This window comes from Microcoleus sp. AT9b-C3, from assembly GCF_036705485.1.
Lineage (GTDB): Bacteria > Cyanobacteriota > Cyanobacteriia > Cyanobacteriales > Microcoleaceae > Microcoleus.
In genome coordinates this window covers 1-12362 of record NZ_JAUBUR010000070.1, presented here as the reverse complement: position 1 = coordinate 12362, position 12362 = coordinate 1, and the positions used below count along the sequence as shown (strand labels likewise).

Annotated in this window: 7 protein-coding genes; 2 read left to right on the top strand and 5 right to left on the bottom strand. The window is 44.3% G+C overall.

Annotated features, from left to right (window positions below; translation table 11 throughout):
- Positions 1-57: 57 nt before the first annotated feature.
- The 4 genes from QUB77_RS30535 to QUB77_RS30520 all read right to left on the bottom strand — a co-directional run bounded on the left by QUB77_RS30535 (position 58) and on the right by QUB77_RS30520 (position 5324).
- Entirely contained in the window at positions 58-345 is a 288-nt protein-coding gene (locus tag QUB77_RS30535) for an FAD-dependent oxidoreductase (RefSeq protein WP_333180775.1), read from the bottom strand.
- Between the two features lie 168 nt (positions 346-513).
- Positions 514-1854 carry a radical SAM/SPASM domain-containing protein gene (locus tag QUB77_RS30530; RefSeq protein ID WP_333180776.1) on the bottom strand — a complete coding sequence of 447 codons (1341 nt, stop codon included), beginning with the start codon at positions 1852-1854 and terminating at the stop codon, positions 514-516.
- Positions 1855-1884: 30 nt separating this feature from the next.
- The gene (locus tag QUB77_RS30525) at positions 1885-3669 is read right to left on the bottom strand and encodes a ferritin-like domain-containing protein (protein ID WP_333180777.1); all 1785 of its coding nucleotides are present in this window, start codon (positions 3667-3669) and stop codon (positions 1885-1887) included.
- Positions 3670-3701: 32 nt separating this feature from the next.
- Positions 3702-5324 carry a hypothetical protein gene (locus QUB77_RS30520; protein ID WP_333180778.1) on the bottom strand — a complete coding sequence of 541 codons (1623 nt, stop codon included), beginning with the start codon at positions 5322-5324 and terminating at the stop codon, positions 3702-3704.
- A gap of 372 nt (positions 5325-5696) precedes the next feature.
- Here QUB77_RS30520 and QUB77_RS30515 point away from each other — a divergent pair, with 372 nt between their 5' ends.
- Positions 5697-11090 carry an AAA family ATPase gene (locus QUB77_RS30515; protein ID WP_333180779.1) on the top strand — a complete coding sequence of 1798 codons (5394 nt, stop codon included), beginning with the start codon at positions 5697-5699 and terminating at the stop codon, positions 11088-11090.
- Positions 11091-11474: 384 nt separating this feature from the next.
- On the opposite strand, the gene QUB77_RS30510 is transcribed toward QUB77_RS30515, so the two are convergent.
- The gene (locus tag QUB77_RS30510) at positions 11475-11732 is read right to left on the bottom strand and encodes a hypothetical protein (protein ID WP_333180780.1); all 258 of its coding nucleotides are present in this window, start codon (positions 11730-11732) and stop codon (positions 11475-11477) included.
- On the opposite strand from QUB77_RS30510, the gene QUB77_RS30505 reads away from it, so the two are divergent.
- On the top strand, positions 11716-12348 hold the full coding sequence (locus QUB77_RS30505; protein ID WP_333180781.1) for a hypothetical protein: 633 nt from the start codon (positions 11716-11718) through the stop codon (positions 12346-12348). The genes QUB77_RS30510 and QUB77_RS30505 overlap by 17 nt on opposite strands.
- Positions 12349-12362 lie beyond the last annotated feature (14 nt).

Genomic DNA, 12362 nt, shown 5'->3' with positions numbered 1-12362 from the left:
ATTTTGGTTTGTAAGGCAACGATCTATATATATCTTGCCTTACAGATTTTTTTTTGCTCACTTTTTCAGTGCCATTGAACTATTGTCGGTACTTGACCAACGAACTCGCGCGCGATGGCTTCTCAAAAAACCCGCTGCTTCGATTAGCGATCGCACCCCCAACAATTCAAACACCTGTATAATAGACGGCGGCAAAGACTCCCCGATGTGGGGGCGAGGAAACGCCGCTTTTTCGATCAAACAAACATTGTGACCTAAAAGTGCCAGCCTGCGAGCAATACTAGAACCAGCAGGCCCACCGCCCACCACACAAACTTCGGTTTCAATCGGGAAATTAGCAGTCATTCGATTTGAGATTTGAGAGTTTGGATTTTAGCTTAAAAATTGTCTCAATAAATCCGCTTTCTTTGCCTCTGCGTTAGGAACCTAGAAACTTAGTTTCTGCATAAATATCTAATTTCCAAGCGAAGATTTTTCAGAGAATCCCGTTTTTTTTGCCTAAGTCCTGTTAATTCAAATAGGAATGCGATCGCCCATAAAATAAGCCGGACATTTTTCTAATAGATTGACGTAAGTTTGCAAGCAAAAATGCAACCAGCCCCGAATATAATCGCAAGCAGGTCTACCGCGATGAATCACCTCATAATGGCATCCACCGCTGCACAAATAACGCGCCCAACAGCTATTGCAAGGTTCTTGACGATCGACTTGTCTTTCTGCCAACCACCGATCTTGTTTTTCTCGATCGATCCCGTTTTTCAGACTGCCCATAAAACCAGCCTCATCATCGACAAAGCGATGACAAGCAGAGAGATTCCCCTCCGCAGATACCCCCATATATCCTGCACCTGCACCGCAAGGGTAGGGTCTATGAGTGCCTCGATGAATGTGTTGTATTGCTGAAGTTATATTGGCAAAGGGATAGCGGTTTCCTGCAATTGTTTGTCGCTCGAACTCTTGCCCGCAGTCAATCATTTGTGCGAGCATCACTTGGAGACCTTCTGTTTCCATTTGCTCGCGTCCTGTTGGCGAACTCAGCATGGGAGAAAAGCCGATACTGTGAAATCCCAAACCGATAAAATGCTCCAAGGTTTCTCGCAGGTACAAATTTTTAGGTGTTACCGTAACGCGGGCGGAAACTTGCATTTGTCGTTGCTGGGATAGTAACGGTTTAATATTAGCCATGACTCGCTCGTAACTGCCTTTGCCACTTTTGAACGAACGGGTGCGATCGTGAACTTCCCCCACACCATCCAAACTTACTGTTACGGCAAATCCATACCGCTCAAAAAAGTCTGCATCCTCTGGTTCAAGCAAAGTACCATTCGTGGTAATTGAAAAGCCAATTTTTACACCTCTTTTTTGGGATAAATCAAAAGCTAACTGAGTGGCAGCATGAATTAATTGACGATTTACTAAAGGTTCTCCTCCCAAAAAAGAGAGATTCACCCGTTCTTCGGGTTGCGCTTCCTCAAATAATCGCTCCACAGCCGCTTTTGCCACCTCCCAAGACATATTTTTGGCAAACCCCCCGAAACTGCCTTCTTGGGCGTAACAATAAGTGCATCCCAGGTTGCATTTCTGGGCAACAGCGAGGGACAGTGCTTTTAATGGCGGTTGTGACAGCGGTTGACCATCTATAAAGGTTTTGGCAGTCAATCCGTATTGTTTGAGAAGGATCTCGACATTATCGGTATTCTCTTTGGCTGCTGCTTCTATTTCTTGTTGCAATTCTGGATAGATGGCATAAACTTGAGAGCCATCAGCTATTAAGATATGCGCTCCAAAATCGGCATCAAAAAAATGAAGTTTTGACAATAATTCCGAACTCTCTCTCAAGCCATTAAAGCGCATAAAGATTTCCCAAATAGTATATAACCCAGCCTAAATATCGTCTGAACGATCGTCTTGCCAAAAGGGAATTCCAATCCCCTGACGTGCTAGATTGTCGCCAATTTCATTCAGTTGTGTCATTGCATTCCTAGCAACATGAGTCAGTTCGCCCCCTTCATGAAAGTGTTTTTCAGAGAAACTATAGTAAGCTCTTTCCAGCCCGGGTAGGATAATTCCTCGATACAATTCGAGGGCTTTACAAGCCTCATTCTGCGTTCCTACTCGGACATTGCGAAGGTAAAGATCGGGTCTATCTTTCGGGTAAGCTTTTAGAGCCTTCTTAATATCGCGGAAGTGGCTGAAATGCTGCACGCCGTCGGTGTCAATCCGAATCGCCAGTTCGTATAAATGATTCAGATGTTGATATTCCGGTTGGCGCAAAGTGGCAACAACCCGCGCGTAAGCTCCTTCAATATATCCGCTCGGTTTTTCAACTTTAATAAAGTCCTCTAGCGTTTCTAGAGTGAGCGGACGGAGTTGTCTGGGGCGCGGCTTGTCATGGCGACCGATCGGGATTTCGGTAGCTGGGATCAAAACGGGTTCGTAAAACTCAATTAATCCAGCTTGGTAAAGTCCCCAAAGCAATTGGTTGACCCAACGCAGGTGAGTCATTTCACCCGCTGCTACCATCATCAGAAAATGTCGCATGAAAGTGACATCTGACTTGAGAGTAGGCCAGACTTCGCCTTCAATTTCTTCAGGTGTTTTAATAGAATAACGAGCATACAAATATTCCAAAGCCAGAGCCATTTCTAATGGAGCTAATTTGTCTCGCAGTTCGGCTGCCAATTCTTCGGGGGAACCAAACGGTTCGGGGTCAGCTTGGCGGGGTTGAGGTTGGTAAGTTTCTCCAATTTCATGACCCTGCAATACAATATTTAACTCTTCCCAGCGTTGGTTGATTTGGAAATGGTCGAACTGGAAGGGGCGATTTTTGTTGATCGTATTCATCGCTGCTGCTATGCCAGAGGGCGATCGATCTTCGCGCAACCAGTCAATGGGAGTATTGGCTTTAATGGGATTAGCTGACTCGCCATCGGGCAGAATTTCTTCATCGGGAGCGATCGCACCATACACGACATCTGGATGATTAGAAGCCCAATAATGACAAGCACAATCGCGGAAATCATGCGTCCAAGGGGAACACAAACTCTGTCCCAATTCTCCGGGAGAGTAAGCAAGGTCAATAACTCCTGTTTTCGGATCGACGTAACGCCGCCGCCAAGCTGTCAATTCGATGAATGATGGGGAGTCGGTATCGCGCCGGATCAATTTAATTTTCAAAGCAGCAGGTTCTGGTTTTAAGCTACTGACTAAACGCCAGACGACTAAACCTTGCAAGGGAGTGCGGCTGCCCTCTTCGCTATATTCGTACATGAAAATTTCTTTCCCGTCCTGCTCGATCGAGTGCAGGTACCAGGTTCCCGCAGCCAAATTTGCTCCTTTGTCTCCAGACAGTTCTCGGTAAAGTTCGGCCACTTTGGGGTTGCTGCGATTCATTTGTGGATCGGTTAAATCGACATAAATCAGCTTTGCCCCTCGCCGCTGCGGTTCGGTATAAGGAGGTGAATTATCAGCCAAGTCAACAAAGGTAAAAAGCAGCCCTGGAAAAAATCGGCGATCGAGGGCAGGAACGTGCATTTCCAACCCCGGATAACAGTTACCTACCCCAGATTCCAAGCGGGTAGTGACAGGATTGCCTGCTACTTGATAGGCAGCCCTCGCAGTTAAATTGCGAGGAAAAATTTTCTTTGCTGTGTTATTTTCTTCAGCCATGACAACTCCCTTCTTGGTTCGATTTAAAACCGCTATTTTGCTTGCGGTTCGTTCAACAGTTTCACCAATGCCATCAATTCCTCATACTGCCGTCGAGTCAGAGATAGAGGATTTTCATCCGAGTCGCGCATATAGGGCGGCATCCGCATATCGTAGAGTTTGTCGCGCAAAATGCGAGGGTCGCGGAAATCAGGGTTGGGTTCAACATCCGGTCGCGGATTATCTGCTAGTTGGTGGAAATGACCGAAGGGAGGACGGATCAGTCGCTCGATGTGCCTTTGGTGACTGCGGAAAAAATGGATTAGGGTATCAATATCGGTGAGGGGCGTGTGAACGAAATGAGCGACATCTTTAAAGGGCAAGCGATCGCGTTTAACGCTAATGCTCTCTTCTTGAGGTGCTGAAGAAATTAGCAAGTCCGGGCTTTTATCTACATAGGGAACATCTTCCCCCGACAAACTGCGCTTGTCGATTTGGGGCATACCCGGAAAGTTAGGCTTTTGGTCGTCTGAATCATTTTCCCGAATCGAACGGGTGCGTGCTGAATCCAGACTCATCAAGCTTACGGTTTCATAGATGCGGTGGAATAAATCTTGAATTTCTTCTGCCGTTACTTGCTCGGTGCCTTTATTTACCTGTACTGAATCCAGATCCCGGTTGGCGAGGTCATCGGCGATCGAGTAAAAGGGACGGCGATCCGGAGCAAAATCCGGTGGACCGACCAAGACTCGCGCCGTAGCAACGTAGCGCTCGGAGGCGATCGCTAGGTAAGCTTCAATAACGGCATCGCAGCTATCATCCACCACTCCCCAGGAACGGTTATCCCCCACATTCGCGCCGTCATAACTATCGGAGGGTAAAGCATCGTCGTATTCTCGTCCCAAAATATACTTGGACCACACCGTATTTTCGTTGAGGATGCGATTTTCGGGCGGTACAATTTCATGAACGCGGCCCGCTTCTGAAAGAGGCGCTGCTGCTTCACCGGGGGGTAACCCAGAAGCTGGACCTGCGATCGCGCTTGGCGGGCCGTATACTTTTCCTTTAGCAGGAGTGAAGCGAACGCGCAATTGACTCAAGTCTACCCCCAACTTGGTTTCGGGAGTCGGACGCAGGACTTGGAAGTGACCCAGAGGAATGGGATGGTCTTTCAAAACTAGAGGTGCTTGACCCGCAGTGTGACGGCTGTATGCTAGCAGGGGGTAACGCTTGCAATCCTGGCCAGCCACTTCTACCATTGCGGTGTAGGAACAAGCGGGATCGCCCGTGCGGTAGGAAGCTTTCCGGTTTCCTGCTGTTATCCGATACCGAATGTTTTCAGTGGAAGCACCCAACTCGGCTAGCAATTTTAAGGTCAGGGGCACTTCCTTAACCGTGCCATCCTTGCCTGACTGAACCGTTACCCACAACTCAAAAAAGGGAGCAACAGGTCGCAAGGACTTGCCATCTCGAAAGCGAATCGACTGAGGTAGGTCAGGACACAGAGAGCCATCTTCTCTGACTTCTAAGCTGACTTGGGGGGTTATAATGGTCATATCGCCCCCAAAGACGCTCGGATCTTCTGTCCAAGTGAAACTTTCCATTGGTGTATCGCTGCTACCTAAACGCGCGATCGCCATCGGTGGTAGAAAGAACACCTCTAAAATTGTATCCATCAACAACTCCCCGAAGATACCCGTTCAGTTTGAGCCTTATACTGATTTTTAAATCACACCCATTAATTTCTGCGTGCCAACAATATTACTCATACAAGTTATTAGTCCCCTCGATCGAGCAAAGAAATTTATGAATAATTAATATATGATAATAAATCATAACAACACTTAATATTGGTAATCTAGATTTTGTAGGTTTATTTTGTAAATAAATGATAAACTTAATGTAATTTTATAAGCTCCAAGATTCATTTTTCTATCTAGGCTCAAAATTAGCCAAATATACAATACTGATACAGCCGTAAAATCGATGTATGATGTAGATCGCTAAGCCAAGAATTAAAAATTGTAAATTACCAATATCGAGTGAAAATGACAACTCTAAAAATTCCTGGCTATTACATCACCGAACAAATTTACAATGGTAACAGAACCCAAGTTTACCTAGGGATTAAAGAGTTAGACAGTCAACCAGTTGCCATCAAACTGCTTCAGTCGGAATATCCAACATTCACCGAACTGGTACAGTTCCGCAATCAATACACAATTGCCAAAAATCTTGACTTTCCGGGAATTGTCAAACATTTAAGCTTGGAAAACTATCGAAATAGTTTTGCTCTGATAATGGAGGATTATGGTGGCATTTCCCTGGCTAACTACCTGACTTCCCCGGTTCTTGAAAAAACAGGAAAAATTACCGATAACCTCGCTAACTTTTTTGACATAGCTCTTCAAATTGTCACGACGTTAGAAGGACTTTATCGCTGCCGAATTATTCATAAAGATATTAAACCCCAGAATATTTTAATTAACCCTCAAACTAAACAAGTCAAACTGATTGACTTCAGCATTTCCTCGCTTTTACCCAGAGAAAGCCAAGAAATTCAAAACCCCAATCAGTTAGAAGGAACCCTTGCTTATATCTCCCCGGAACAAACGGGACGCATGAATCGGGGAGTTGACTACCGTACTGACTTTTACTCTTTAGGCGTAACTTTTTACGAACTGCTAGCGGGTCAGTTGCCTTTTCTATCGACAGACCCGATGGAATTAGTTCACTGTCATATTGCCCGTCAAGCCATTCCCCCCATTGCAGTAAATCCCGCCATCCCCCAAATTTTAAATGACATCGTAATGAAATTGATCGCAAAAACCGCTGAAGAGCGCTATCAAACAGCTTTTGGGATTAAATACGATTTAGAAAAGTGTTTGGAACAGTACGCAGCTAGCGGTAAGATTGCACCCTTTGGATTAGGAAAAAGGGACATTTCCGAACGCTTCGTTATCCCAGAAAAACTTTACGGCAGAGGAACAGAAGTAGAAACGCTTTTATCAGCATTTGAACGCATCAGTTCTGGCAATTCAGAAATTATGCTAGTAGCAGGATTTTCCGGCATTGGTAAAACTGCCGTTGTCAATGAAGTTCACAAACCTATTGTCCGCCAACGCGGTTATTTTATTAAAGGAAAATTCGACCAATTTAATCGCAATATTCCCTTTTGGGCCTGGGTACAAGCTCTGCAAAATTTAATGCGACAACTGCTGACTGAAACTGCGGCTGTTGTGCAGAAATGGAAAGCTAAAATCTTAGCCGCTTTAGGAGAAAACGGCCAAGTCATTATTGAGGTAATCCCCGAACTAGAACTGCTGATTGGCAAGCAACCACCCGCCCCCGAACTAGAAGGAAGTGCGGCTCAAAATCGCTTTAATTTGCTGTTTCAAAAGTTTATCCGAGTCTTCGCGACTCAAGAACATCCTTTAGTGATTTTCTTAGATGATTTACAGTGGGCAGATTCAGCTTCTTTGAAGTTGATGCAATTGCTTTTAAGCGATGGGGATACCCGTTGTCTGTTGCTAATAGGAGCTTATCGAGACAACGAAGTTTCTCCCGCACATCCACTGATGCTGACATTAGATGAAATTAAGGAAACTAATGCGACGACGGTCAATCAAATTACCTTAGCACCTTTAGACCAACCTTCCTTAAACTGCCTCATTGCCGATACTCTGAGTTGTCCGCCAGAGCGAGCAACTTCTTTAACCGAACTGGTACTCCTAAAAACCAAAGGCAATCCTTTCTTTACGAATCAATTCCTCAAATCGCTTTACGAAGATGGATTAATCTCGTTTGATTTTAGCTGTAACTATTGGCAGTGCGATATTGCACAAGTTAAGACAATTTCCGTCAGCGATGATGTTGTCGAGTTTATGGCAACACAGTTGCAAAAACTGCCGGAAAATACTCAAACAGTATTGAAACTAGCAGCTTGCATCGGCAACACTTTTGACCTCGCTACCCTAGCAATTGTCCGCGAAAAATCCCAAGCCGAGACAGCGGCTGACTTGTGGAAAGCTTTGCAAGAAGGTCTAGTTATTCCGATTAGTGAAGTTTACAAATTCTTCCAAGATGATTCCTCGATCACGAGTCAAGAGAATGTAGAACTGACAGTTCCTTACAAATTTCTCCACGATCGAGTGCAGCAAGCGGCTTATTTTCTAATTCCCGAAGACAAAAAACAATCAACTCACCTGAAAATTGGACGGCTGTTGTTGGCAAATACCTCCGAAACAGAACGGGAAGAGAAAATTTTTGATCTTGTCAACCAGTTAAATATTGCCGTCGATTTAATTGACAGTCAAACAGAACAAGAAGAACTGGTGCAGTTAAATTTAGTTGCGGGACGTAAAGCCAAAGCTTCTACAGCCTATGCGGCCGCGCTTGGTTATTTATCTCTAGGCATGAAACTGCTAACGGCAGATAGCTGGCAAACGAATTACGATCGAACGCTGGCACTGTATGAATTAGCCACTGAGTCAGCCTATCTAGGGGGTAACTTCGAGCAGATGGAGGTGTGGTCAGCACTTGTTTTGAACGAAGCTAAAACTTTGCTGGATAAAGTGAAAGTTTATGAAGTTAAAATTCAAGCATACATGGCGCAAACCCGAGGTTTAGACGCCGTGAGAACGGGGCTACAAGTGCTGAAGCTTTTGGGGATAGATTTTCCAGAAAATACACAACCATCAGATATTCAGCAAGCAATGGTGGAAACGAGAGAAAATTTGGGATCTCGCCCAATCGAGGACTTAATTAACTTGCCAGCGATGACCGACCCAGAAAAATTGGCAGCGATGCAAATTCTTTCGAGTTTATCTTCTGCTACCTATATTTCTGCGCCTCAAATGTATCCGCTGACGGTGTGCCATCGGGTGAATTTATCTCTGCAATATGGCAATGCTGCTTGGTCGGCTTTTGCTTATGCCACCTATGGATTAATTATGTGCGGCGTCGTGGGAGATCTTGAATTGGGTTACCAATTTGGTCTTTTAGCTTTAACAGTGGCTTCGGAGTTCAACGTTAAGGAAATTAAGCCAAAAACATTCTTTATTTTTGGTGGTATGGTCGCCCATTGGAAAGAACCAGTCCGCAAAACATTAAAACCTTTGCTGGAGAGTTACCAAATTGGATTGGAAACTGGAGATTTAGAATTTGCGGCTTACAGTGCCTGTTACGCCTGTAACCATTTATATTTTGCTGGGGCGGAACTAACTGAATTAGAACGCGAAATGGCGTCTTACAGTCACGCGCTCAAACAACTCAAACAAATTGCCTCGTTTAATTATAATGAGATTTTTCGGCAGGCAGTGCTTAACTTATTAGGTGAGTCGGGAAATCCCTGCCTTTTAGTGGGTGAAGCTTATGACGAAGTAGAATTACTATCGCAACATTTAGAAGGCAACGACAGAAACGGATTGCACTATTTGTATTTAAACAAGCTGATTCTCTGTTATCTATTTGAGGAATTGCCGCAAGCGATCGCAAATACTGCCAAGGCAGAGGAATATATTGATAGTGCGATCGCTCTCCTTTGTGTACCCCTATTCCATTTCTACGACTCCCTGGTACAGCTAGCGATTTGGACTGATTCATCCACAAGCGATCGCGAGCTAATTTTAGAAAAAGTAGCACACAATCAGCAAAAACTCAAGACCTGGGCTGAACACGCGCCGATGAATCACTTGCATAAATATTATCTGGTGGAAGCAGAACGGCATCGGATCCTGGGTGAAAATGTGGAAGCAATGGATAATTACGATCGCGCTATTGCTATCGCCAAAGAAAACGAGTACGTAAATGAAGAAGCAATCGCCAACGGACTTGCCGCCAAATTTTACTTAGCTTGGGGCAAAGAAACTATTGCTCAAACCTACATTGTAGCAGCTTATTACGCTTACTCTCGCTGGGGAGCTAAAGCAAAAATTGAAGATTTAGAAAAACGCTATCCTCAATTGCTGACCCCTATTTTTACTAGAAATCCCGGCGCGCAATTGGGCGATACAGTAACTCTGACGACTCATGAAATCGCCGCGATCAAAGTTACAACTAGCACTGGTACAGGTATTTCATCAGCTCTAGATTTAACCACAGTCATCGAAGCCTCTCAAGTCATATCTGGAGAAATTAATCTCGATCAGTTAATCTCAACTTTAATGAAAGTCGTGATGGAGAATGCAGGAGCAACAGGCGGCGCTCTGATTTTAGAACAATCGGGTGAATTATTTATCACCGCTCAATCGCTTGGTAGCGAGTGCCACTTGCAATCTATCTCAGTTGACACCACCCAAGAGATTCCGGTATCGATAGTCAATTATGTTTGGCGCACGGCTGAAACTCTAGTAATTAATGATGTAACTAAGGAAGCTAATTGGGCGGGCGAGCCTTATATTATCCAGCGTCATCCTAAATCGCTACTGTGTCTGCCAATTCAACATCAAGGAATTTGCCGTGGCATTCTTTATTTAGAAAATAATTTAACCGAGGCTGCATTTACAGCCGACAGATTGGAACTTTTAAAAGTATTATCTGCTCAAGCTGCTATTTCGATTGAAAATGCTCGCCTCTATCAAAGTTTAGAAGAAAAAGTGCAACAGCGCACGGCTCAACTAGGTGATTCCAACCGCCAACTCGCTCTTGCCTATGAAGAAATTACTGCGCTCAACTCACGCTTGAAAAAAGAGAATATCCGCTTAAGTGCCGAATTAGATGTAGCGAGACAACTGCAACAAATGGTATTGCCAAAATCCTCAGAAATTGAGGCAATTGAAGACTTGGAAATTGCTGTTTTTATGGAACCTGCAGATGAAGTGGGTGGCGACTACTACGACGTGCTATCTAAGAATGGCAAAGTCTATTTCAGCATCGGCGATGTTACGGGACACGGGTTAGAAAGTGGTGTGATAATGATTATGGCACAAACCGCTGTCCGAACGCTTCAAGAAAGTAATGAAACAGACCCGGTGAGGTTTATGGATGTGCTCAATCGAACCCTTTACGGCAATCTCCAGCGGATGAATTCTGGAAAAAATATGACATTGGCATTATTAGAGTATCAAGATAGCACCCTCAATATCAGCGGTCAACATGAAGAGATAATAGTGGTGCGTACTGATAGCAGCGTCGAGCGGATAGATACGATATCTCTGGGTTTCCCCATTGGTTTGGATGGGGAGATTGCTGATTTTGTTGCCCAAACTCAAGTGTTGCTGAACCCGGGAGATGTAGTGGTGCTTTATACCGATGGGATTACTGAAGCTTTCGATATTAATCGAAAACTTTACGGTTTGGAGAGACTGTGCGAAGTCATATCCAGAAATCACCACCTAGGGGTAGAGGAAATTCGGCAAGTCGTAATTGAAGATGTGCGACGGCATATTGGCGAGCAAAAAGTTTTTGATGATATTGCCTTGGTGGTGTTGAAGCAAAAGTAGGGGAGATTGTTTTTTAGGAATAATTAGGGCTTGCTGAATAAGTAGGAAAAAATCACCCGTAGCAATTGATCGGTTTTTCAAGCTCGGTCCACCATAATTTTTTATTGTCTATAGGTAAGGATTCAGGTCTAAAAACTTGCGGCTCCAACGCTTGTCTGGTAAGGGTTTTAGGGCAAAATAAGGGTTTTTGTCTTTCCTGGTTAATTGTCAATAAACGAGGAAAAGTGACATTTTTTCGCGGTTTATTGAGAATAGAGATTGATTTAGTATCAATCTCCAGATCTAAAGTCTTTGCCCAGCAAGGAGTTCAGTGACCTGAATCCTTACGTCTATAGCTTACCCCATCATAGCTTTTGATAATGTCGATCCTTCAATCCTATGTCTTTACGCCTGGGTTCCTTCCCCTTCTCCTTTTCCTTCTCTTTCTCCTTCTCCTTCCCCTTCCCACTCCTCTTTCTCAACAACCTGAATAAGTGCTGCTACCGCAGCGGCCAATCGCACCCCTGACACCAGACTAATTATGGCAAAATCTCGACTAACAGGAACATCCCATAAAGAGGAAGTATTGGAGAGAACAGTTAAGAAAAAACGCTCGACTGCCACAGCACATAATTCTGCCAAAACTGTGAAGAAATCAGTCAAACCAACAACTGAAACTGACTCGGTTTTAGAGCCCTTAACAATCTCTCCACAAAAAGTAGAAACCTCGCAAACTTGCACAAATTTTGCAGCACTTCCAGCCGTCGATGCTCCTTCTCTAGAAACCTTGTCAAATGAGGCAATGTTGCCTTCTTCTTATCCTCTCCCATCAGCTATTGAAGTTGCCTGCGATTCAAGAGAATTCAACGATTATGTACAGGCTCTGAAAAGCATCATTCCCAGCAATAGCAGCCATCCCATTTTGTCGAATATTTTGATTGAAGCTGATGCTGAAACTCAACATTTGCACCTAACTGCTTACAACTTAGAATTTGGAATGCAAGTAAGCTTTGATGCCAATGTCAATCAATCTGGAAAGCTTACCCTCCCCGCACCCATACTTGCTGACATTCTGGGAAAATTTCCTAACGGCAGCCTTACCTTAAAGAGTTCTTGTGAAATTATTAAAGGAAGCGACGTTCCATCAGTCAGTGCCACTCTGAGTGCGTCAAGAAGCAAGCACGCCATTCGCGGGCTAGCAGCAGACGAATTTCCGGCTATAGCAATCCTAAATCATTATCAAGACTATGATACAATTATATGCAATACTCGATCGTGAATAAAAAAATGAAT

Bases quoted from the DNA above. Each gene is read 5' to 3' on its own strand.
- QUB77_RS30530 (WP_333180776.1), bottom strand. From the start codon at position 1,854: ATGCGCTTTAATGGCTTGAGAGAGAGTTCGGAATTATTGTCAAAACTT.
- QUB77_RS30535 (WP_333180775.1), bottom strand. From the start codon at position 345: ATGACTGCTAATTTCCCGATTGAAACCGAAGTTTGTGTGGTGGGCGGT.
- QUB77_RS30525 (WP_333180777.1), bottom strand. From the start codon at position 3,669: ATGGCTGAAGAAAATAACACAGCAAAGAAAATTTTTCCTCGCAATTTA.
- QUB77_RS30515 (WP_333180779.1), top strand. From the start codon at position 5,697: ATGACAACTCTAAAAATTCCTGGCTATTACATCACCGAACAAATTTAC.
- QUB77_RS30520 (WP_333180778.1), bottom strand. From the start codon at position 5,324: ATGGATACAATTTTAGAGGTGTTCTTTCTACCACCGATGGCGATCGCG.